At 65.5% G+C, this 22,763-nt stretch carries 19 protein-coding genes; 7 read left to right on the top strand and 12 right to left on the bottom strand.

Features of this window, described 5'->3' with window-relative positions:
* Positions 1-27: 27 nt before the first annotated feature.
* Together cysS and FHS31_RS03315 are read right to left on the bottom strand one after the other, a co-directional pair.
* Complete coding sequence (gene cysS, locus FHS31_RS03320) at positions 28-1,548, bottom strand: cysteine--tRNA ligase (protein ID WP_167071885.1); 1,521 nt, start codon at positions 1,546-1,548, stop codon at positions 28-30.
* A 226-nt stretch (positions 1,549-1,774) separates the two neighbouring features.
* Positions 1,775-2,011, bottom strand: coding sequence for a hypothetical protein (locus FHS31_RS03315; protein WP_167071884.1), 237 nt, complete (start codon positions 2,009-2,011; stop codon positions 1,775-1,777).
* 221 nt (positions 2,012-2,232) lie between these two features.
* Here FHS31_RS03315 and FHS31_RS03310 point away from each other — a divergent pair, with 221 nt between their 5' ends.
* Together FHS31_RS03310 and FHS31_RS03305 are read left to right on the top strand one after the other, a co-directional pair.
* Positions 2,233-4,530, top strand: a complete 2,298-nt coding sequence (locus FHS31_RS03310; protein WP_167071883.1) for a glycosyltransferase family 4 protein — start codon at positions 2,233-2,235, stop codon at positions 4,528-4,530.
* Between the two features lie 142 nt (positions 4,531-4,672).
* Complete coding sequence (locus FHS31_RS03305; protein ID WP_167071882.1) at positions 4,673-5,953, top strand: glycoside hydrolase family 130 protein; 1,281 nt, start codon at positions 4,673-4,675, stop codon at positions 5,951-5,953.
* 160 nt (positions 5,954-6,113) lie between these two features.
* Here FHS31_RS03305 and FHS31_RS03300 read toward each other — a convergent pair whose 3' ends face one another.
* Both FHS31_RS03300 and FHS31_RS03295 read right to left on the bottom strand, forming a co-directional pair.
* Positions 6,114-6,539, bottom strand: coding sequence for a nuclear transport factor 2 family protein (locus FHS31_RS03300; RefSeq protein ID WP_167071881.1), 426 nt, complete (start codon positions 6,537-6,539; stop codon positions 6,114-6,116).
* Entirely contained in the window at positions 6,536-7,882 is a 1,347-nt protein-coding gene (locus FHS31_RS03295; RefSeq protein ID WP_167071880.1) for a M20/M25/M40 family metallo-hydrolase, read from the bottom strand. The genes FHS31_RS03300 and FHS31_RS03295 overlap by 4 nt, the downstream gene beginning before the upstream one ends.
* A gap of 104 nt (positions 7,883-7,986) precedes the next feature.
* On the opposite strand from FHS31_RS03295, the gene ettA reads away from it, so the two are divergent.
* Positions 7,987-9,666 carry an energy-dependent translational throttle protein EttA gene (ettA, locus tag FHS31_RS03290; protein ID WP_167071879.1) on the top strand — a complete coding sequence of 560 codons (1,680 nt, stop codon included), beginning with the start codon at positions 7,987-7,989 and terminating at the stop codon, positions 9,664-9,666.
* 137 nt (positions 9,667-9,803) lie between these two features.
* Here the strand turns inward: ettA and FHS31_RS03285 are convergent, their stop codons facing one another.
* From FHS31_RS03285 to FHS31_RS03270, 4 genes are all read right to left on the bottom strand, one after another.
* On the bottom strand, positions 9,804-10,673 hold the full coding sequence (locus FHS31_RS03285; RefSeq protein WP_167071878.1) for an FAD:protein FMN transferase: 870 nt from the start codon (positions 10,671-10,673) through the stop codon (positions 9,804-9,806).
* 83 nt (positions 10,674-10,756) lie between these two features.
* Positions 10,757-11,662 carry a DUF4198 domain-containing protein gene (locus FHS31_RS03280; protein ID WP_167071877.1) on the bottom strand — a complete coding sequence of 302 codons (906 nt, stop codon included), beginning with the start codon at positions 11,660-11,662 and terminating at the stop codon, positions 10,757-10,759.
* Positions 11,663-11,676: 14 nt separating this feature from the next.
* The gene (locus FHS31_RS03275) at positions 11,677-12,153 is read right to left on the bottom strand and encodes a DUF2271 domain-containing protein (protein ID WP_167071876.1); all 477 of its coding nucleotides are present in this window, start codon (positions 12,151-12,153) and stop codon (positions 11,677-11,679) included.
* Between the two features lie 9 nt (positions 12,154-12,162).
* Entirely contained in the window at positions 12,163-12,801 is a 639-nt protein-coding gene (locus FHS31_RS03270) for a PepSY-associated TM helix domain-containing protein (protein WP_167072053.1), read from the bottom strand.
* A gap of 226 nt (positions 12,802-13,027) precedes the next feature.
* On the opposite strand from FHS31_RS03270, the gene FHS31_RS03265 reads away from it, so the two are divergent.
* From FHS31_RS03265 to FHS31_RS03250, 4 genes are all read left to right on the top strand, one after another.
* Positions 13,028-13,837 carry an HpcH/HpaI aldolase/citrate lyase family protein gene (locus FHS31_RS03265; protein WP_167071875.1) on the top strand — a complete coding sequence of 270 codons (810 nt, stop codon included), beginning with the start codon at positions 13,028-13,030 and terminating at the stop codon, positions 13,835-13,837.
* A gap of 63 nt (positions 13,838-13,900) precedes the next feature.
* Complete coding sequence (guaB, locus tag FHS31_RS03260; RefSeq protein WP_167071874.1) at positions 13,901-15,358, top strand: IMP dehydrogenase; 1,458 nt, start codon at positions 13,901-13,903, stop codon at positions 15,356-15,358.
* Between the two features lie 114 nt (positions 15,359-15,472).
* Positions 15,473-16,645 carry an RsmB/NOP family class I SAM-dependent RNA methyltransferase gene (locus tag FHS31_RS03255; RefSeq protein ID WP_167071873.1) on the top strand — a complete coding sequence of 391 codons (1,173 nt, stop codon included), beginning with the start codon at positions 15,473-15,475 and terminating at the stop codon, positions 16,643-16,645.
* Between the two features lie 35 nt (positions 16,646-16,680).
* Complete coding sequence (locus FHS31_RS03250; protein WP_167071872.1) at positions 16,681-17,205, top strand: tetratricopeptide repeat protein; 525 nt, start codon at positions 16,681-16,683, stop codon at positions 17,203-17,205.
* On the opposite strand, the gene rsmA is transcribed toward FHS31_RS03250, so the two are convergent.
* From rsmA to FHS31_RS03230, 4 genes are all read right to left on the bottom strand, one after another.
* On the bottom strand, positions 17,202-18,035 hold the full coding sequence (gene rsmA, locus FHS31_RS03245) for a 16S rRNA (adenine(1518)-N(6)/adenine(1519)-N(6))-dimethyltransferase RsmA (RefSeq protein WP_167071871.1): 834 nt from the start codon (positions 18,033-18,035) through the stop codon (positions 17,202-17,204). The two genes, FHS31_RS03250 and rsmA, sit on opposite strands and share 4 nt — an antisense overlap.
* On the bottom strand, positions 18,032-19,024 hold the full coding sequence (gene pdxA / locus FHS31_RS03240; protein WP_167071870.1) for a 4-hydroxythreonine-4-phosphate dehydrogenase PdxA: 993 nt from the start codon (positions 19,022-19,024) through the stop codon (positions 18,032-18,034). The genes rsmA and pdxA overlap by 4 nt, the downstream gene beginning before the upstream one ends.
* A 24-nt stretch (positions 19,025-19,048) precedes the next feature.
* Positions 19,049-20,338: a peptidylprolyl isomerase gene (locus FHS31_RS03235; RefSeq protein ID WP_243843212.1), complete on the bottom strand. Its 1,290-nt coding sequence runs from the start codon at positions 20,336-20,338 to the stop codon at positions 19,049-19,051.
* A 110-nt stretch (positions 20,339-20,448) separates the two neighbouring features.
* Complete coding sequence (locus FHS31_RS03230) at positions 20,449-22,722, bottom strand: LPS-assembly protein LptD (RefSeq protein ID WP_167071868.1); 2,274 nt, start codon at positions 22,720-22,722, stop codon at positions 20,449-20,451.
* Positions 22,723-22,763: the final 41 nt, after the last annotated feature.

Raw genomic sequence — 22,763 nt, 5'->3', positions numbered from 1 at the left:
CTAGGAAGGCCCAGCGGCAAGGGCCGCTCAGCTGAGGATCGGCCGCCACTCCCAGCGCAGCGGATCGCCGTCCATCACCTCGATGCCCGCAGCGTTGAGCCGATCGCGCACCGCATCCGACGCGGCGAAGTCTTTGGCGGCGCGCGCGGCCTGGCGCTGATCGAGTAGGGCTTCGATCTCTTCCGTCTCAATCGCGGCCTCCTTGGGGCGCAGCGACAGGCTGCGGCGGTCGATGGCGAGCAGATCCAGGCCGAGGGCCAGATCCATGCTGGCGATCACCCGCAGCCGCATCTCCGGGCTGATCGCCTTGTCGGCGACGGCCTCATCGAGCAGAGGCAGCGCCTGCGGCACCATCAGATCATTGGACAGCGCCTCATCGAATCGCGCGATCAGTGCCGCGCTGCGTTTATCGAGGCCATCTTCCAAAACACTGCGCTGATAGGCGAAATCCGCGCCGCGGCTGTCCTTCGCCTCGCGGACGATGCGCAGCCACGGCAGATCGCCGGCCTTGGCGCGAAGCTGCTCGATCGCGATCAGCAGCCGCTTGAGCCGGACCAGCGACGCCGCGACGATGTCGCCCGAAAATTCGAGCTCGGACCGGTAATGCGCCGAGAGGCAGAGCAAGCGATAGGCGAGGGGGTGGATGCCGCGCTCGATCAGCCCCGATAGCGTAGCGAAACCGCCCGCGCTCTTGGACATCTTCGCGCCGCGATCGACCAGGAAGTTATTGTGCATCCAGATATTTGCGCCGGTCTGCGCAGATCCGGTGAAAGCCTGATTCTGTGCAATCTCGTTGCAATGGTGGATTTCGCGGTGATCGATGCCGCCGGTGTGGATATCGAACTGCTCGCCCAGATATTTGAGACTCATCACCGAGCATTCGAGGTGCCAGCCCGGCGCGCCCGGTCCCCAGGGCGATTGCCACTCCATTTGGCGCTGCGCCCCTTCAGGCGAGGAGCGCCACACGGCGAAATCGGCGGGGTGTCGCTTGCCCTCGACATCGGCGATGCGGCCGATCGCTTCGTCAGGACGCGCTCCGGCGAGGCGGCCGTAATCGGGCACCGTGCTGGTATCGAAGTAGAGGCCACCTTCCAGCTCGTAGGTCGCGCCATGCGTTTCGAGCGTGCGTCCGAAGGCGATCATATCCTGGATATGATCGGTGGCGACCGACCAGAGCGTCGGGTGCAGGATGTTGAGGTGGGCGAGATCGATCTTGAAGGCTGCGGTGTAGAAAGCCGCGATATCCCAGATCGACCGTGCCTGCGCTTTGGCGGCGGCTTCCATTTTGTCGTCGCCGGCGTCGGCGTCGGAGGTCAGATGGCCGACATCGGTGATGTTGATGACATGATTGGTCGGCCAGCCCTTCCAGTTGAGCGTGCGGCGCAGCGTATCGGTGAAGACATAGGCCCGGAGATTGCCGAGATGGGCGAAATTATAGACCGTGGGCCCGCAGCTGTAGAGCCGGACCATCGCCGGATCGATCGGCTGAAACGTCTCCATGGCCCGCGTCAGGCTGTTGAAGAGCGTCAGGGCCACGCCTTGGGGCATTCCGGACTCCGTTGGGGCTGCTATCGACATTCGCCTTATATTCCCGTTTGCCCCGAGCTTGTCGAAGGGTTGCCCTACCGTTTGCCGCTGAAACAGAAGGACGGTGCTTCGACAAGCTCAGCACGAACGGTGGGGGATGTCGTTGTACCGGAACGCAAAACGGGCGCCCGATACCGGACGCCCGCCAGCTGAACCAGCTATGCCGCCTGGAAGGGCGGCGAACCGATTACTTCTTGGAATCTTCGACGTTGTCGGCCGCCGCGTGGAGGTTGTCCGCCGCATTGTCGAGCGAGGCCGCAGCGGCGTCGTTCGAGGTGTTGTCGGCCATATCCTCAAGATTTTCGCCCGCATTGTCGAGCGCATTCGCGGTCGCGTCAGCGGAGTTCTCGGCGGGGGTCTGCTTGCTGCAAGCGGCCAAAGACATCAGGCCGGCAGCCGCGAGAACAAAGACAACCTTCTTCATTCCGTTGCTCCAAATTAATATTACGGGTCCGGCCCGATGCCGTCCCAGAGGCCCCTGTAGCGGTCTCGGGAAGTGCGTCAACGCTATTCGTTCCGGCTCGTTCCACCCAGAGCGTGGCGCGCTGCGCTGCACAAATTCCCGCAACCATTTGCGTGTCCACGCATTATTAACCGTAGATGAGCGCTAACTGTGTGTATGCAGGTGCGCTGTTGGAAGGATCAATGATGGCGGCGTCGGATAAGGCGGTTTCGATCAAGCGGGTTGCACTGATCGGGAATTCCCCGCCGCGTCTGTGCGGAATTGCGACTTTCACGCGGGATGTCGCCCAAGCCTTGAACGCCGCCTTCCCCGATATCGCGCTCGATCTTTACGCGATGAACGATCCCGGCTCCGCCCACAAATATGGGCCTGAGGTGACCTGCTCGATCGATCAGGACGATCTGCGCGACTATCTGCAGGCGGCGCGCCGGATCAACGAGAGCGGCGCGGATATCGTGCTGGTGCAGCATGAATATGGTATCTTCGGTGGCCCGGCCGGCGCGCTGCTGTTGCGACTGCTCGATCGCGTCGATGCACCTGTGCTGGTGACGCTGCACACCGTGCTGGAAACCCCCAACGCCGATCAGCGCGCGGTGATCGAAGGGCTGGTCCGCCGGGCTTCCAAGCTGATCGTGATGGCTGAAAAGGGCCGCGATATCCTCCGCCGCGTTCATGGCGTGGCGAACGACAAGATCGCGGTGGTGCCGCACGGCGTCCCCGATCGCGCGTTTGAGCCGAGCGAGCCGTTCAAGCGCCGCTTCGGTTTCGCCGGCCATCGCGTGCTGCTCACCTTCGGCCTGCTGTCGCCGAACAAGGGCATCGAGACGATGATCCGCGCGCTGCCGACGATCGTCGCGGCAAACCCCGACGTCCTCTACGTCGTGCTCGGCGCGACGCACCCGCATCTCGTGGCCCGCGAGGGCGAAGCCTATCGCGAAAGCCTGATCGCGCTTGCCGAGGCGCAGGGCGTCAGCGCCAACGTCCGCTTCATCGATGGCTTTCTCGAGCAGCAGACGTTGCTCGATTATCTGCAATCGAGCGATATCTACGTCACGCCCTATCTTTCCGAAACGCAGATCACGAGCGGAACGCTGTCCTATTCGGTGGCACTCGGCAAAGCGGTGGTGTCCTCGCCTTACTGGCATGCGGTGGAGCTTGCCGAGCAGAACGTCGTCACGCTGGTGCCGTTCGGGGATGATGCAGGATTTGCCTCTGCGATCAACAATCTGCTGGCCGATCCTGATCTTCTCTCCCAAGCGGGCAAGCGCGCATATGCTCTGGGGCGCGGCATGATTTGGGAGAAGCTCGCCGCTTCCTACCTGGAAATCGCCCGCCAGGCGGTTGCCAAGAAGCCGGTGCGATTGGCGCAGACCCGTGGGCTTTCGGCTGCCGCGACGCGCGAGCTTCACCGTCCCCGCCTCGAGGCGATCGAAGGGATGAGCGACGGCTGCGGCATCATCCAGCATTCGATCTTCGCCGTGCCCGACCGCCAGCACGGCTATTGCGTCGATGATAATTGCCGCGCGCTGATGCTGATGCACCGCGTCGACGATCATCAGGTCCGCGCCGATGAACTGGCACGCATTTACGCCTCGTTTGTCCAGCACGCCTGGAACGGATCGCGCGGCCGGTTCCGCAACTTCATGGCTTTCGATCGCAGCTGGCTGGAGGAAGAGGGTTCGGAGGACAGCTTCGGACGCTCGGTATGGACGATCGGCGTCACCGTCGCCGAGGCGCGGCAGCGTGATCTGCGCCATTGGGCGCTGGCCTTGTTCGATCAGGTCGCGGCCAATTCGCTCGATCTCAACGCGCCGCGCACCTGGGCCTTCGCGCTGCTCGGGGCGGACGCGGTGCTCTCGGCGCATCCCGATCATCCGATCGCGCGGCACCTCGTCACCGAATATGCCGGGCGCCTGCACGCCCTGCTCAAGCGCGAGCGCCGGGACGATTGGAACTGGTTCGAGCCGAGCCTCGCTTATGACAATGCCCGCCTGCCCGAGGCGCTGCTGCGCGGCGCAGTCTTTCTTGGCGATGACGCTATGCGCGCCGACGCGCTCGCCGCCTTCGATTGGCTCGATGGCATGCAAACCAACGAATCCGATCAATTCCGGGCGGTCGGCACCGATAGTTTTGGACGTCCCTACGAAAAGCCGCTGCCGTTCGATCAGCAGCCGCTGGAAGCCTGGGCGACGGTGGATGCCGCGATCTACGCGCATGGCATTACCGGCGACGATCGCTGGCTGGAGACGGCGTGGCGGGCTTATGCCTGGTATCTCGGCGCCAACGATCTCGGCATCCCGATCGCTACGCCCGCGACGGGCGGATGCTATGACGGGCTGATGAGCGATCGCGTCAACCTCAATCAGGGCGCGGAATCGATCCTCGCCTATCAGTTCGCCTGCGCGACAATGACTCGGGCCATGGCGGCGCGCGCGGTGGGCACGCCCAAGACGGCGAAGACCCGTTTGGTTACCGGCTGAGCGGCCATCAACGTGCGATCGATGCGCAGGCAAAAGCGCATTGCCTGAATTTTTGGGGTTAAAAGCTTAACTAAGCCGCGATACAGCCTGTGCCGGTTGGGGAACCCGCACAAAACCAAAGCCTGTATCCGGGGGCGCAGATTTGCTCGATATCATTCACACCGCGCTGCGGTTGCAGGCCGATCCGGCACGTGTCGTGGTTCGTCCGTTTCACATTCCGATCGAGGCATCGTCCGTGCCCGGCATGCCGGGCCGCGTCCGTCGCATCGCCGATGCCGTTCTCGCACTCGATGACGAAGCGGCCGAGATCGAGCTGGAGCTGGTGCTCCGGGATTTCGAGGCGCGGCACTGGCAGACGCGCGCTGTCTTCCTGACGCGCTACGATGCGATCCGCGAGGCGCTCGGGCTGGAAAGCGCCAAGATCTCCAACGTGAAGCGCCAGTTGATCGGCGCCTATTTCTGTCACGAATATAGCTATGCCGCCGCCGCGCTGATGAACCCCAGTGTGGTGCCGCATCCCGATCAATCGGGCCTGTCCGAAGGCGCTGTCCGCATCGCCATGTCGCTGCGCGCGGTGGGTGAAGGACATATCTCCTCAATCGCCTTCCGCGAGGGGATCATCGGCCCGGGCCCCGTGCTGGAGCTGATGCCCGAGCCGCCATTCGCCACCGCCGCCGATGGCGCGACCGAGGAAGCCAATGGCGCGATTCGGGTGCGCCGCCATCACGATAGCTCGCTTTCGGGCACGGTGCTGTTCCCGATGACCGCGGCGCAGAGCAAGGGGCTGGAGGATCTCCGCCTCGTCCGCTTCCAGCATGACGACGGGACGTTTGAATGGCTGGGCAGCTATACCGCCTATAATGGCGCGACGATCCGCTCCGAGATGCTGCGCACCTTCGATTTCCGCGCCTTCACGCTGGCGCCGATCGCGGGCTCGGCTGCGCGCAACAAGGGCATGGCGCTGTTCCCGCGCAAGATCGGTGGCTTCTATTACATGATCGGCCGTCAGGATGGCGAGAACGTCTTCATCATCAAATCCGATCGCCTCGATCATTGGGGCGAGGGCGAACTGCTGCTGACTCCTAAATATCCCTGGGAGATGGTGCAGCTCGGCAATTGCGGATCGCCGATCGAGCTGGACGAGGGTTGGCTGCTGCTGACCCACGGCGTCGGCGCGATGCGCAAATATTCGATCGGCGCGGTGCTGCTCGACAAGGAGGATCCGAGCAAAGTGATCGGCCGCACCTCATCGCCGCTGCTCGCTGCGATGGATGCGGATCGTGAGGGCTATGTGCCCAACGTGGTCTATTCGTGCGGGGGGATGCTGGTCGATGATCTGCTGTTCCTGCCTTACGGCGTGGCGGACAGCTCGGTCGCGTTCGCTTTCGTCTCGGTGAAGTCGATGATCGAGGCGATGGACTGATCTTACTCCCCTCCCTGAAAGGGAGGGGTTGCGGGTGGGTGGCGACCCGCGGCGCCGCTGCTTTCTGTGTTTGGGCGGGCGCATCGTATTTGGGTCGGCTTGGAGAACGCGCGCGAGCGTCGACCCGCCCCAGCCCCTCCCTTCCAGGGAGGGGAGCAAATCACGGCAGCGGCGTTACTTGAGTGTAAATCACCAGCCACCGCCCATCGCGTTTCACCAGCGTGTCGGCATAGCGGTAGTGCTGGGTGAACGCGGTGCCGCCCTCGGTGCCCTTGAAGGTCGTCTCGCCGCCGACGATCGCGACATCGGGGGCGACGCGCAGGAAGAGCGGTTCGACGATCTGGAACGGCTCCAGCGTGTGGCCCGGTGCGGCAAAGCCTTCGATGAACTCGCGGCGATCGCCGATCCGGCCCGAGGCGTGGGCGACGCGATATTCGGGGGCGAGCATCCGTTCCAGCGTAGCGCGGTCGCCGTGCAGTTGCGCGTCGTCGAAGGCGTGGGCGGCGGCCAGCACCTCCGCATTGGGGCTCACCGGCTGCGCGAGAGCCGGTGCGGCCAAGGCCAGGGCGAGGGCGGCCAGCCTCATTCGTGCGGCGCCGGGCCGGGGGCGGGGGTCAAATCGGCATCGCTGTTCGTCACGACCTTGAGCATCGCGGTCCACGCCGCGACATTCTGATCGAACTGCGCGCGATCAATCTTGTCGAGCGTATCGTCCGCGGTGTGGTGGATGTCGAAATAGCGCGTCGCATCCTGTACGAGATCCATCAAGACCACGCCGGTCGCGCCGGTTGGTTCGACATCGGTGCCGCCGAACGCCGGCCCGGCAGCAAAACCGATGCCGAGTGGTGCCAGCGCGCGGCTGAGATCGGTGATGATCGGCGCCTTGGGATCGGCCAGCGCCAGCCGAAACGACCAGACGCGATCGGCGCCGAGATCTGATTCGGCGGCGAGGATGTGCTTCTCCTTGCCGTGCGCGGCGGCATAGGCCTTGCCACCGAAGCCGCCCGGCTCCTCCGCGCCGAACCAGACGAGGCGGATCGTGTGTTTCGGCCTGGGGCCTTCGAGCATCGCCTTGGCGGCGCCGGTGGTGATCGCCACGCCCGCGCCATCGTCGATCGCGCCCGTGCCGAGATCCCAGCTATCGAGATGGCCGCCGATCAGCACGATCCCCGCCTTGGGATCGCGGCCCGGCACCTCGGCGATGACGTTGCCCGATTGGTGCGTGCCGGTCATGTGCGCGGTGACCTCGACATGCAGCGTGACCGGCTTGCCCAACGCGAGCATGCGTTCGAGCTGATCGGCATCGGGCACCGAGAGCGCGGCGGCGGCGATCGGTGTCGCGCCGTCAATCCAGGCCTGCACGCCGGTATGCGCCACCCGGTGGTGATCGGTGCCGATCGAGCGGACCAAAGCGGCGACCGCGCCCTTCTTCGATGCGATGGAGGCGGTAGCGTAGCGCACCGGAACGTTGGCCTCATAAGAGCTGGCGTCCTGCGTCACCGCCATGCGATGCCAGACGAACACGATCTTGCCTTTCACGGCGCTCTCGGGCGCGGCCTGCAAGGCCTCGATGCTGGGGAAGCCCACCACTTCGGCGGTGACGCCGCCGGGCGGGGTCGATCCGCTGTTGCCCAGCGCCGCGATCACCAGTTTCTGCGGATAGGGCGCGATCACCTCAGCGGTGCCGATGCCGCGCTCCCACGAAGGCATGTCGTAGGTTTCGATATGGACGTTGGCGAAGCCCAGCGCCTTCAGCCGCTTGACCGCCCAGTCCCGTGCCCGCGCCTCGGCTTCGGTGGCGGCGAGGCGCGGGCCGATCTCGGTCGTCAGCCCTTCGAGCACCGCATAGCCAACGTCTTCCGGCGGTGGTGCTGCAAGGGCGGGGAAAGAAAGGGCGGCGGCGGAAAGCAGCAGAGCGATTTTTGTCATGGGTTGGAGAGGTGCCACGCCGCACCACTGTTTGCCAAGCACAGCCTGCCGAGCTATCGGCGCGCCACATCCAAAAGCCTCGAATTCTCCGGAGCCGCACCCCCATGTCCGCGCAATATGCCTATGTCATGAAGGATATGACCAAAGCCTTCCCCGGCACGCCCAAGCCGGTGTTGAGCAACATCAATCTGCAATTCTACCAGGGCGCCAAGATCGGCATCGTCGGCCCCAATGGCGCCGGCAAATCGACGCTGATGAAGATCATGGCGGGCGTCGACAAGGAGTTCACCGGCGAGGCGTGGCCGGGCGAGAACATCACCGTCGGCTATCTGGAGCAGGAGCCGCAGCTCGACCCTTCCAAGACTGTGCTCGAAAACGTCAAGGATGGCGCGCGCGAGGTGGCCGACATGGTCGATCGCTTCAACGCCATCTCGGCCGAAATGGGCGATCCACAAGACGATACCGATTTCGATGCGCTGATGGAGGAGATGGGCGTCCTTCAGGAGAAGATCGACGCCGCCGACGGCTGGACGCTCGACAATCAACTCGAGATCGCAATGGAAGCGCTGAGCTGCCCGCCCGGTGACTGGCCGGTGGAAAAGCTTTCAGGCGGTGAAAAGCGCCGCATCGCGCTCACCCGCCTGCTGATCCAGAAGCCCTCGATCCTCCTGCTCGACGAGCCCACCAACCATCTCGATGCCGAAAGCGTGCAGTGGCTGGAGCATCACCTCAAGGAATATGCCGGCGCGGTGCTGATGATCACCCACGATCGCTACTTCCTCGACAATGTCGTCGGCTGGATCCTCGAGATCGATCGCGGGAAGTATTTTCCTTACGAAGGCAATTATTCGACCTACCTCGAAAAGAAGTCGAAGCGGATGGAGCAGGAGGAGCGCGAGGAATCCGGCCGCCAGAAGGCGATCAAGGATGAGCTGGAATGGATTCGACAGGGCGCCAAGGCCCGCCAGACCAAATCGAAGGCGCGTATCGCCAAATTCGATCAGCTCGTCGAACAGCAGAAGAACCGCGTGATCGGCAAGGCGCAGATCGTCATCCAGGTGCCCGAACGGCTCGGCGGCAAGGTCATCGAGGTCCAGAATCTGTGCAAAAGCTTCGGCGACAAGGAGCTGATCAAGGATCTCTCCTTCATGCTCCCCCCCGGCGGCATCGTCGGCGTGATCGGCCCGAACGGCGCCGGTAAATCGACCTTGTTCAAGATGATCACCGGCCAGGAAACGCCCGATAGCGGCACGATCGAAAAGGGATCGACCGTCCATCTCGGCTATGTCGATCAGAGCCGCGATCACCTCGATCCCAAGAAGAACGTCTGGGAGGAAATCTCGGACGGGCTCGATTATATGAAGGTCAACGGCCAGGACATGTCGACGCGCGGCTATGTCGGCGCGTTCAACTTCAAGGGGCAGGACCAGCAGAAGAACGTCGGGAAGCTTTCGGGCGGTGAGCGCAACCGCGTCAATATCGCCAAGATGCTCAAGCGCGGCGGCAACGTGCTGCTGCTCGACGAGCCGACCAACGATCTCGATGTCGAGACCTTGGGCGCGCTGGAGGAAGCGATCGAGAATTTCGCGGGCTGCGCGGTGGTGATCAGCCACGATCGCTTCTTCCTCGATCGCCTCGCCACGCACATCCTGGCGTTCGAGGGCGACGGCCATGTCGAATGGTTTGAGGGCAATTTCGAAAGCTATGAGGAAGACAAGCGGCGGAGGCTGGGTGACGCTGCGGATCGCCCGGGAGCGAGTGCGTATAAGAAGCTGACGCGATAGAAATTCCTCCCCTAGAAGGGGAGGTGGCAGCCCGCAGGGCTGACGGAGGGGTGTTACCCTCACGATGGCGCGACACCCCTCCGACGCGCTACGCGCGCCACCTCCCCTTGCAGGGGAGGATCTATGGACGCCGGTCCTTAGTCGGTTAGCATCGCCAAAAAAGCGGGCGTAAGATGCTCCTCCGCCGCCGCCACGATGCGCGCCGCGATGCCATGTTTAGCCGCTAGGGCCAGACCCGCATCCACGCCCAGCACGGTCAGCGTGGTCGCCCACGCATCGGCCAGCATCGCCTTGGCGTGGATCACGCTTACCGAGTGAATGTCGTTCGCGGCGGGTGCGCCGCTGCGGGGATCGATGGTGTGGCTGCCGCGCCGGTAATCGCCCGAGGTGGCGATGGCGAGACCATGGAGCGCGATGCGGAGCGGCGGCAGCGTCGCGCCCGGCGGGTCTTCGCAATCGACCCACCAGGGATCGGCATCGGGGCGCATTCCTGAGCCTTTAAGTTCGCCGCCGATCTCCACCAGCCAGTCCCGCGCGCCGAGCGCGGTGAGGAAATCGCCGAGCATATCGACGGCATGGCCCTTGGCGATGCCCGAGAAGTCGAGCGATAGGCCTCCCGGCTGGCGCAAGCGCCGCGCTTGGCGATCGAATGCCAGACGCTGGTATCCGGAGTTGGTGCGGGCCGCCGTCAGAGCCTCCGGTGATGGCGGGGCTTGGAGTCCAGAAGGCCCGAAGCCGAGCAGATCGACCACGCGCCCGATCGTCGGATCAAAGGCGCCGTTGCTTAGCGCGGCCATGTCGAGCCCCGCCGCAATCACCGCCGCGAAATCTGCGGGCAGCGCCATCCATTCGCCCGCAGGGAGCGCATTGAAGCGCGAGAGCAGGGAGACCGGCTCCCAATGGCTCAACTCGGCGACGAACGCCGCCAGCCGCCCGATGATCCGCGCGCGAACCTCTTCGGGATCGAGCTCTGGCGCCACATAGGCCGCCAACCACGCCGTCCCCATCGTCTCGCCGCCGAGCCGGACGATCGGCCCGCGCGGCGGCGCCCGCGGCTCGATCTGCGCGGGCAGGGCGATCCGCGTCTCGGTCAGGGCGCCGCGACTTCCAGCGTGGCGCCGTAGCTCAGCCGTCGCACCGTGGCGCGCTTCTCCGCCGCCTTATTGTCCTCGGCCGATGCGGTGAGCAGATAGTAGCCGGGTGCCGGCCATTTGATCGTCACGACGCCCTGCGCATCGGTCGTGAAGTCGATCCCCGCCTCGCTATCGCGGAAGCGTTGTCCGCCGGCGATCAATGTGACCTTGAGCTTCGCCGCAGGCTGGCCATCGATCAGGAATTTGAACTTGGCAGGCTCGTTCGAGACGAGATCGGTGGGGTGGGTGATCGGCTGCAACGTGATCCCGCGCGGATCGCCGCCGAACACCTGCGTCGTCGGTGCGTTGACCGTGACGAACACCTCGGTGCGGCCGACGATCTCGGTGAGCTTGAGATCGGTGGCGTCGGCGGGCAGATCGGCGAGCAGGATCGGCGGCTGGCGGCGCGGTTCGCCGGGCGCCCCGGGAGCACGCGGTGGGCCGTCAGGTCGCTGCATTGCCGGACCACCCGGCCCGCCGGGGCGCCGGCCGAAGCGCATGGAGGACACGCGCCGCTCTTCACCGCCAATCACCGCAGTCCCGCTTACCATCACATTGAGCGCCGCGATCTTCCACGTGCCCGGCGCATCCAGCTTGAGATCGAAGGTGGAGCGGAAGCGGCTGGTGCTGCCCTGCGGCTTCTCCGCCTCGCTGCCATCGGGGCGATAGACCTTGATCTGATCGAGCTGGATCGGGCGATGATCGAACTGGAAGATATTGTCCGCCTGCGCCGCATCGATCTGCACCACGCTCTGCACGCCCGAGAAATTGGAGAAGGACGGCATCAGGAAGGCATGATCGGCCAGCGCAGAAGAAGCGGCGAGGGTGGCGATCGAAAGCGCCAGCAGGATCTTGAGCTTCATCTTGTCTCTCCGGTTCAGCGGACCGCGACCGCGCCGAGCTCTGTCTTGCCGCTCCCGGACGCGCCCGCCTTGGCGGCGATGGTGACGAATTCGCGCCCACCATGCTCGCGCGCCGCCTCGATTGTCAGCTTATAGGCACCGGAGAGCGCATCGGCGGGCAAGGGGATGCTGTAGGTGCCCGGCGCGCGCGTCGCGCCCGAAATGCCGTCGGCGGGCAGCGAGAGGCTGCGGCCGCCCTTGCGCCACCAGGCGCGCACCTCGTTGAGCCATTTGGTGCCATGATCGCCGTCCGGCTTGTTCATTGCATACCAGAGCGCCACCGTCTTCGCAGGGCCGCCCGCCGTCGGCTCCAGATACACGGCGACATAAGGCTTCTGATATTCGGCGACCGATTGGCGCGGGATGGTGACGGTCACTGTCGCGGCCATCGTCGGCGCTGCGGCGAGACCGGTGAGCACCGCCAGCGAGGGAGCGAAGGGGGAGAGGCGCATATTCGGTTCCTAGTGGATGAAGAGAATGGCGATGAGGACGGGAATGGCGAGACCGAGCCCGACGAGCGGCCAGGTCAGCGGGCGATTGCGGGCGAGGAACTGCAGCAGGAACAGGCCCGTCACCGAAAAGACGATGCAGGCGGCGGCGAAGACATCGATGAACCAGCGCCAGCCCGGCCCGGTGTTCCGGCCCTTGTGGAGATCGTTGAGGTAGGAAATCCAGCCCTGATCGGTTTTCTCGGAGCTGATCTTGCCCGAGGCGCGATCGACGCTCACCCAGGCATCGCCGCCGGGGCGGGGGAGGGCGACATAGACATCGCTGTCGCTCCACTCGCCGGGGCGCCCGGCCGGATCGAGCTTCACCGCCTGCCGCACCGCATCGGCGACCGCGGCGGGCAGCGGCGCGTCACTGGTGGCGGGTGTCTTGAGTTCGGCGAGCAGCGAGGGCGCCAGCTGCGCCTCCTTATGGGCGACGATCGGGTGCGCCGGGATCAACTCGCCGTGATTGAGCAGGAAGCCGGTGATCGCGAAAGCAAGGATGCCGACCAGACTGACCGCGGCGCTCATATAATGCCAGGTGTGGAGCTGGCGCATCCACCAGCCCCGGCTTCTCCATTTCGGTTTTTTGGGCGCAGCGGCGGTCTTCATCGCAGCGGGGGAGGCTTCGTTCACATCGTGCGCCTAGCCAAGCCAGAGAAAGCTCGCAATAGCTAATGCGAATAACTCGCAACACGATCCGCTATGGTGTTTCCGTTTGCCCTGAGCTTGTCGAAGGGCTGTCCTTCTCTATGTACCGGACCAAGAGGGGCAGTGCTTCGACAGGCTCAGCACGAACGGGCTTAGGCATTAACGCTTTTTGCTTAGGGGCAAGTGCATGATTGACGACCGCCTGCCTCTCGTCCGCTCGGCCCTGTTTCTCCCTGCATCGAACGCCCGCGCGATCGAGAAGGCGCAGCGGCTCGCGGCCGATCTGGTGATCCTCGATCTGGAGGATGCGGTGCCTGCCGAGTTAAAGGAAGAGGCGCGCGTAGCCGCCGTAGCGGCGGCGGCGACCGACTGGACGCCGTTGCTGGCGATCCGCGTCAATGCCCCCGATCGTCCCGAGCACGCCAAGGATCTGGCCGCGCTTGCCGGAGTGCCGGCTGACGTGATCGTCGTGCCCAAGGTCGAGCGCGCGGACGATCTCGCGGTCGTCCGTAAGGCGCTGGGCAGGCCGCTGCTGGCGATGATCGAGACCCCCAAAGGCCTTTATGCTGCACGCGATATCGCCGCCGAGCCGGGCGTCGTCGGCCTGATCGCGGGCAGCAACGATCTTGCAGCGGAGCTGCGGCTGCCGCCAAGGCAGGGACGGGAAGGCCTTGCTCTAGCCTTACAGATGATCCTCCTCGCCGCGCGCGCCGCTGGCGGCATCGCGCTGGACGGAGTCTGGAACCGGCTGGACGATGCCGATGGCTTCGCGGAGGATTGTGCCCAAGGCCGCGCGCTCGGCTTCGAGGCCAAGACCCTGATTCACCCCAACCAGATCGAGACCTGCAACCGCCTGTTCGGCCCCGACACCGCCGAGCTGGAGGATGCGCAGGCGCTGATCGCCGCGGCGACCGGCGGCGCGGAGCGGTTTCGCGGGCGGATGATCGAGGCGATGCACGTCGCGCAGGCGCATCGCACCATCGCCCGCGCCCGATAGCTGGCGCGGCGCCGCGGCTCTGCCTATATCGGCGCGAATCCTCCAGCCCGCATAAGGATTCGCATGATCGAGCTCGGCCTTACCTTCGATGACGTGCTGCTGCGGCCCGGCCCGTCTGAAGTGCTGCCGACCTCCGCCGATCCGCGCACCCGGCTGACCCGCGATATCGCGCTCAACATCCCGATCATCTCCGCCGCGATGGACACGGTGACCGAGGCGGACATGGCGATCGTCATGGCGCAGCTGGGCGGCATCGGCGTGCTTCACCGCAACCTCGAGGTGGACGAACAGGCGGCGGCGGTGCGCGCGGTCAAACGGTTCGAGGCGGGCATGGTCGTCAACCCGATCACCGTGGTGCCCGATGCCACCTTGGCCGATGCGCTCGCGCTGATGCAGCGGCATCGCATCTCGGGCATTCCGGTGGTCGAGGCCAGCGGCACGCTCGTCGGTATCGTCACCAATCGCGACGTCCGCTTCGCCGAGCGGATGGATCAGCCGGTGCGCGAGCTGATGACCAGCCAGAACCTTGCCACCGTGCGCGAAGGCGTCGGCCATGAGGAGGCGCGACGGCTGCTCCATCAGCGGCGGATCGAGAAATTGCTGGTGGTGGACGATGCCTATCGCTGCGTCGGCCTGATTACGGTCAAGGATATCGAGAAGGCCGTGAACTATCCCGACGCCACCAAGGACGGTTCGGGCCGCCTGCGCGTCGCCGCGGCGACCACGGTGGGAGACAAGGGCTTCGCGCGCACCGAGGCGCTGATCGATGCCGAATGCGATCTGATCGTGATCGATACCGCGCATGGCCACAACATCGATGTCGCGCGCGCGGTGGAGCGGGTGAAGCGCATCTCCAATTCGGTACAGGTGGTGGCGGGCAACGTCGCCACCGCTGAGGCGACGCGCGCGCTAATCGATGCGGGCGCGGACGGCATCAAGGTCGGCATCGGTCCCGGATCGATCTGTACCACGCGCGTCGTCGCAGGCGTCGGTGTGCCGCAGCTCACCGCGGTAATGGAGGCGGCCGAGGAGGCGTGGAAGAGCAACGTGCCGGTGATCGCCGATGGCGGCCTGCGCACCTCGGGCGATCTCGCCAAGGCGCTGGCGGCGGGCGCGTCGTGCGTGATGGTCGGCAGCCTGCTTGCGGGCACCGACGAGGCGCCCGGCGAAACCTTCCTCTATCAGGGGCGCTCGTTCAAATCCTATCGCGGCATGGGCTCTGTCGGCGCGATGGGGCGCGGATCGGCGGATCGCTATTTCCAGGGCGATGTCCAGGATCAACTCAAGCTGGTGCCCGAGGGAATCGAGGGCCAGGTGCCGTACAAGGGATCGGCCAAGGAGGTGATCCATCAGCTGGTCGGCGGCGTAAAGGCGGCGATGGGCTATACCGGCGCCGCGACGTTGCAGGATCTGCGCGAGCGCGCGAAATTCATCCGCATCACCAATGCGGGGCTGCGCGAAAGCCACGTCCACGATGTCGCGATCACGCGCGAAGCGCCGAATTATCCCAGCTTCGGGTGATAGGCTTTCTCCGTTTGCCCTGAGCTTGTCGAAGGGCGGTTTTTCTTTTTGACCTCAGCGAAGAAGAACAGTGCTTCGACAGGTTCATCACGAACGGAATGAGGGGCAGAGCCTATGACCCCCGCCGCCCGCCTTCAGGCCGCGATCGAGATCGTTGACGCCGTTATCGGTGCCGCACGCGCCGGCGGAGCGGCCGCCGATACTCTGATCCAGCGCTATTTCCGCGAGCGTCGTTATGCCGGATCGAAGGATCGGCGCGCGGTGCGGGAGCTTGTCTATGCTGCGATCCGCCGCGCGGGCGAGGTGCCGGCGAGCGGCCGTGCCGCGCTGATGGGACTTGCGGCGGATCGGCCCGAGCTGAGGGTGCTGTTCGATGGCTCGGCGCATGGCCCGGCACCGATCGGTGCGGGCGATGTCGGCGCCCCGGCCTCGGCCTTGCCCGCCTGGCTGGCAGAGAAGCTTTCGGTCCACCTTGATCGATCCGAATTCCCGGCCCTGCTCGAGCGCGCGCCGCTCGACCTGCGTGCCAATCGCCTCAAGACGGACCGCGACACCCTGCTCGCCGCGCTGCCGGGTGCGCGGGCCGGAGAGCATGGCCTAGATGCCTTCCGCCTGCCCGAAGGCACACAAGTCGATCTTCTGCCCGAATGGCAGCAGGGGCTGTTCGAGATCCAGGATGAGGGCAGCCAGCTGATCGTCCAGGCGTGCGGCGCCCAGCCCCGCATGGTGGCGGTCGATCTTTGCGCTGGGGCAGGGGGCAAGACGCTGGCGTTGGCGGCGGCGATGCGCAACGAAGGGCGGCTGATTGCCTGCGATGTCGATCGGGGCAGGCTGGCGGGGCTGGCGCCGCGGGCCGAGCGGGCCGGGGCGATGATTGAGCAAAGGTTGCTGGACGGCGGCCGCGAGCGGGGAGGGCTTGCCGATCTGATCGGCGCTGCGGACCTCGTGCTGGTCGATGCGCCCTGCTCGGGCAGCGGCACCTGGCGGCGCAATCCCGAAGCGCGCTGGCGGCTCACGCCCGCGACGCTGGAGCGGCTGACGAAATTGCAGGCGCAGGTTCTGGCGATCGGCGCGGACTGCGTGAAGCCGGGCGGTACGCTCGTCTACGCCACCTGCTCGCTGCTGCCGGAGGAGGGGCCTGTGCAGATCGATCGCTTTCTCGGCCTGCACGCCGATTTTCGCGCCGATGCGCTCGCCTTCGGGTGCCGTTCAGGCGAAGGGGTTATGCTGACCCCCGCACAGGATGGGACGGACGGCTTTTTCGTCGCACGCCTCCTTCGTGCATGATAGGAACGGCCCGATCGCCTTATCTGGAGAAGTTGATGCGTTTTTCGGCACCTGCGCTCGCTCTTTCCCTGGCGCTCGCAACCCTGTCCTCCAGCAGCATGGGCCAGCGCCCCGATACGCAGATCGATGCGCGCAGCCTGGCGCTGCTCGGTCAGGCGCAGGCCGCCTATAAAGCCGGCAATTTCGCAAGCGCCGAGGATTTGCTGGAAACCGCGCTCGCCGTCGATCCGCGCAACCGCGCCGCTTATGTGACGATGGGCGAGGTCGCAACCGCGCAGCAGCTGCCCGGCAAGGCGATCCGCTTCTATCGGGAGGCGCTGACCATGGAGCCCAACGACACCGCAGCGCTTTCGGGCGAGGGCGTGGCGATGGTGCAGAAGGGTGCGCTCGATCCCGCCAAGGCCAATCTCGCGCGCATCCGCACGCTGTGCAAGGCCGATTGCCCGCCGGCAGTGACGCTGGCCGCGGCGATCACCAAGGGGCCACCTGCCACGCTCGTCGCGGCGCAGAATGCCAAGGTCGTGCCGCCCAAGGGCAAGGAAGCGGTCAAGCCGGACTAAGCGCGGGCCGTCAGCAGCCGCGCCACCGCGACGAAATCGGCAACCGAGAGCGTCTCGGCGCGGCGTGCGGGATCGATGTCCAACGCCGCAAGCGCCTCCAGCGCGCCGGGCAGGCCTTTGAGGCTCTGCCGCAGCATCTTGCGGCGCTGACCGAACGCCGCTTCGGTCAGCCGTTCCAATGTCTTCGGCCGAACGCCCGCAGGCACCTCGCCCGGGACGATATGGACCACCGCCGATGTCACCTTGGGCGGTGGCACGAAGGCGGCGCGATTGACCGCGAAGGCGATCTTAGGCTGCGCGCGCCACTGGGTGAGCACCGCCAGCCGTCCATAATGATCGCTGTCGGGTGAAGCGACGATCCGCTCCGCCACCTCTTTCTGAAACATCAGCGTCAGCGAGGCCCACCACGGCGGCCAGTCCTCAATGCTCAGCCAGCGGACGAGCAAAGCGGTGCCGACATTGTAGGGCAGGTTGGCGACGATGTGGACGCCGCGGCCCAACTGCGCCGCTTCGTCGATCGCCAGTGCATCGCCGGAGAGGACGTTCAGCCGCCCTTCGGCCGCGTCCGCAATCTCCGCCAGCGCGGGGAGGCAGCGCCGATCGCGCTCGACCGCTGTCACCTGCGCCCCTGCGCGGAGCAGCGCCCGCGTCAGTCCTCCGGGACCGGGACCGACCTCATAGACGCGCTCGCCTTCCAGCGGCCCCGGCACGCGCGCGATGCGATCGAGCAGCTGGCTATCGAACAGGAAATTCTGACCGAGGCTCTTTTCGGCGCTCAGGCCATATTGCGCGATAACTGCGCGCAGCGGCGGAAGATCGTCGAGAGTCACGCCGCTCTGGCGCGATTCTCCGCGCTTTCGCCCGCCAGCCGGATCGCCGCGATCATCGCGCCGGGATTGGCCAGCCCCTGGCCCGCGATATTGAACGCGGTGCCGTGATCGGGCGCGGTGCGGACGATCGGCAGGCCCAGCGTGATGTTGACGCCTTCATCGAAATGCAGCGTCTTCAGCGGGATCAGCGCCTGATCGTGATAGAGGCACAGCGCGATATCATATTGCGCCCGGGCGCGGGGGTGGAACATCGTATCGGGCGAAAGCGGGCCGATCACGTTCATGCCCTCGTCCTGCAGGCGCCGGATCGCGGGCGTCACGATCTCGATCTCCTCGCGGCCAAGCGCACCCTGCTCACCCGCGTGAGGGTTAAGCCCCGCGACGGCGATCCTTGGCTGTTCGATCCCGAAATCGCGGATCAGGCCGCGCTCCACGGTCCGCGCGCGGACCAGGATGAGGTCGACCGAAACCGCATCGATCGCCTCGCGCAGCGCGAGGTGCATGGTGATCGGCACGGTGCGCAGCGTCGGCCCCGCCAGCATCATCGCGACGTTCACCGGCGCGACCCCGCAGCGTTCGGCGACGAATTCGGTCTGGCCGGGATGGGTAAAGCCGATCTCGTAAAGCCGTGACTTCGCCACCGGCCCGGTGACGAGTCCCGCCGCAGCGCCCGATCGCGTCAGCCCCACCGCCATCTCCAGCGCGTCGAGCGCGCAACGCGCCCCCGCGACGTTGGGCGCGCCGGGCACGATCTCGGCCGCATCCTCGATGGCCAGCACCGGCAGTCCGGTTTCGAAGGCGGCGATCGCTTCGTCAGGCCCCGCGATGCGCGCGATCGGCCCGTCCCACACCGCCTCGATCGATCGGGGATCGCCGACCGCGAAGAAGGGGAGCAGCCCTTCCGCCACCCGCCGCTCCCAGGCGCGCGCGGTAATCTCGGGCCCGATACCCGAAGGATCGCCGAGCGAAATCGCCAGCGGGAGGCTCACGCGGTGCCCCGATCGTGGCGGGGTTCAGCGATATTCAATGACGGCATCGCGCCGCAGATCGCGCAGGTAACGTCGGGCGCGCAGATTGACGCGCTCATCCTGCATCTGCGACTGGATCTGTTCGAAGTTCGGCAGATCGACGGCTTCGGGAGCGTCCCGGCCGCACAGCACCAGCGCGCGAATGCCCTCGGTCATCGATCCGAACGGCGGCGTCGCCTCGCCCACCTGCATATCGAGAACGACCTGCTGCAGCTGCGGCGGCAGATCGCGCACCTTGAGCTGATCGTTGGCCACCACCTCGGCGCCGACCTTCAGACCGACCGCCTCGGCATCGCCGCAGCCCTTGAGTGTCTTCAGCGCGTCGCTGAACATGCGCAGCTTGGGCTCGGCGCTCTCGCGTGTCGAGCCGGGGGGCAGGGTGATCGTCATCTGCTTGAGCGAGAGCTGCGCATCGCGCGGGTCGGCGGTCAGCACCGCGCGCTTGTCGATCAGGGCGATGATCGAGAAGCCGCCGTTGACCGGGATCGGGTCGCTGACCGCGTTTGTCGGCATCTGCTGCATCGTCGCCGCGATCTGATCGGGCAACTGCTCGGCGCGTACCCAACCGAGATCGCCGCCCACCGCCTTGGTCGAAGCTTCCGAAAATTCGTGCGCATAAGCGACGAAGGATGAGCCGCGACGGATCTTGTCGACCAGATCATTGGCCTTCGCCAGCACCTGCGCCTGATTGATCGGCGTTGCCGAGAGATAGATTTCGGCGACGTGATATTCCGCGGTGCCCTTGGAGGCCTTGAGCCGCGCGATCACCTGATTGACCTCGTCGTCGCTGACATTGACGAACGGCTCGACCTCGCGGCCGAGCAGCCGCCGCCATGCCAGCTCGCCCTCGATCTGCCTCTTCATAGAAGCCTCGGACGTGCCCTTCGATTTCAGATAGCCGATGAAGCCGCCCGGCGCCTGCTTGAACTGGCCGGCGACGCGATCGAAGGTCTGCTGGATCTCGCTCTTGTCGATGGTGATCTTGTTGGCCGCGGCTTCCTGGATTTCCAGCGTCTCGTCGATCAGGTTGGAAAGCACCTGCAGGCGGAGCTGCTTGCGTTCCTCGGCGGAAGGCTCGCCCTTGTTGGCGGCAAGCACCAGCGCGAGACGCTGATCGACATCGGTATCGGTCAGCACCGTGCCATTGACGATCGCGGTCGCCTTGCGGACGGACGGATCCTTATGTTCGAGAATCGAGACGTTGGCCGGCAGGTTGAGCGGCTCATCTTGCGCGGCATCCTGGGCGCCGAGTGCGCCGGCCCATGCCAGCGTCAAGATGCCCGCGGCCGCAATGCCCAACCGCTTACCAACTCCGATCACGTGCATTCCGTCCGTTCGATGATTGAGGGAAAAGCCGGACTGCTCCCCAGCGGCTGAACCGCTGCTTAGCGTCCGATGTTCTTCAAGGCCAGCCGGAAGCTGAACGTGTTGCCGCGCCGCGCATCACCGATCGGATTATAGTCCCGCCGCCACGAGATGCCGAGCGTGATGCACTCATTTTCATATTGCAGGCCCAGCCGTTCGCGCACGGGGGAGAAGCCGTCGCCGGTCGAGGTCGGATCCTGTGATTTGGTGGTGAGATCGATCACCGTCGATCCGTAGACCGACCAGTAGCGCGCGAGCTGCACGCGCCCGCCCAGCCGCAGCTCCTGCCGATCCATCAGATCTTCGAGCGAGGGATCGATATTGCGATCGAGCAGGAGGTAGCCGACGAGCAGATAGGTGCGCTTCGTGCCGATGGCCGCGTCTATCTCGTTGCGGTGCAGGCGGAAGGTGGTCTTGTCGAGCCGGAAGCGTTCGGTCACTTCGAACCACGGCCCGTATTTCACGCTGATGCGGCCGACATAATCGGAGAAGCGGCCGGTGAGGCCGGTGCCCTCGGGCAGGATCGAAGGTTCGGTATCGAGGCGGTAGCTCTGGCCGAGCACCGTTTGAACATCGAGCTTGGGCCGCTGATAATTATATTCGAAGCCGTAGGTGACGCGGCTGCTGTCCTCCCAGCGATCGTAGCCCGAAAAGCGGTTGATCGAGAACAGATTTGTGTCCTCGAGATCGACCGCGCGCGAATCCTCGTCCGGAATCGAAAGGTTCTTGGTGTGCGGCGTGCCGACCAGCTGGATGCGGGGCACGATCTGCTGGGTGCCGCCCCACAAAGTGCCGATGAACGGCCAGCGCATATCGGCCGCAATCGCGGCGACGCCGCGCGCCTGCCAGCCGGGCAGGCCGCGGTAGACGACAGTGCTGGTCTGATCGACCTGATCGGTATGGTAGCCATCGACGCGGCCGAGCGCGGTGAAGGTCACTTCCTGGCCGAGCGGGGTGATCTTGCGCAGATCCCATTCGATGCCCGCGAACACGCGCTGCGTGTCCTGGCCTTCGGTCCGGGTCAGCGCCAAGCTGTTGAGCTCGACCTGGAAGACGCCGCCCGCCCAGGGATCCTGGATGCGGCGGCGGTAATCGATCGCGGGCAAAGCGATCGGCTGCTGGCTTTGCTTCTCATCCGCGCGAACCGTTTGCGTGAACCAGCCCGCGATGGTCAGCAGGCTGTTGTCATCGATGCGATCGGCCTCCAGCGTGGACCGCAGGCGATCATCATTGTTGATCGCATAGCGATACATGAAGGTCTTGTCGGATTCGGCGCGGATCTGGCCGGTCAGCGTCCAATAGGTGCCGAGCTGATAGGTGCCGTGCAGATCGACATATCCGCGGACGCCCTTGTCGGTGTTGAGCGATTGGGTCGTGGTCACGGCGGGCAGGCGCGATCCATAGGTGATCATGCCCTTGGCTTCATAGGCGCCATGGCCCTCCAGCGCACGATAATCCACCTCCAGTGCGGGCGCGACCGCGGTGTAGATATGCGGCGTGATCGTGATGTCGCGATTGGGGCCGAAACGCCGGTAGTAGGGTAGTTCAAGTTCGGCGCCGACGGTCTTGCTATATTGGAAATTGGGCAGCAGCAGCCCCGATCCGCCGCCGCCCTGCTGGCTGCCGTCGGGATGCGAGAAGGCGGGCAGCCAAAGGATCGGGAGGCCGAACAGGCTGAAGCGCGCATCCTTGTAGAAGATGCGATGGCGATTGCCGTCGCGCACGATGCGCAGCGCGGTGATCTGCCAGCTCGGCCGCTTGGGGCAGCCGTCGTCATCGGTGACGCGGCATGGCGAATAAGCGGCATGTTCCAGGATCTGGATCTTGTCCTTGCGCTCACCGCGCTCGGCCGCCAGCCGTCCGCCGTCGGCCAGCACGTAGAGCATGTTCTGGACGACGCCGTTCTTGAAATCGTCGGTCAGCACGGCGCTGTCGCCGTACAAAGTATCGCCCGCCGAATTGATCGTCGCGATATGGCCGGTGGCGGTCACTTGGCCCGTATTGCGGTTCCAGACGACCTTGTCGGCGCGCAGGCGGCTGCCGGCGCGAAGCATCCGCACATCGCCGGTGGCGGTGACGATATCGGCCTTGTCGTCATAATCGAGATTGTCGGCGGCGAAATCGACCTTGTCCGCTGTGTCGCTGCTCGGCAGTCCGGCGGCGCCCAGTGGGGGCGGGGGAGGACCGGCAGGATCCTGGAGCTGCTGCGCAAGGGCCGGCGACGCGGCGCACGCGATCCATGCGGCGCTTGCAAGCGCGCCCGTGCGCCAGCGCGCTACCGAAACCCCTTTCATCGGCGGCGCCCTAACCCAGCCCCGAAGCGCCCGCAATCGTC

Origin of the sequence: Sphingomonas vulcanisoli, from assembly GCF_011761305.1 — a bacterium.
In the GTDB taxonomy this organism is placed as follows: Bacteria; Pseudomonadota; Alphaproteobacteria; order Sphingomonadales; family Sphingomonadaceae; genus Sphingomonas_I; species Sphingomonas_I vulcanisoli.
Note: the sequence above shows the minus strand (reverse complement) of the source record. Positions and strands in the feature narration are given on the sequence as shown.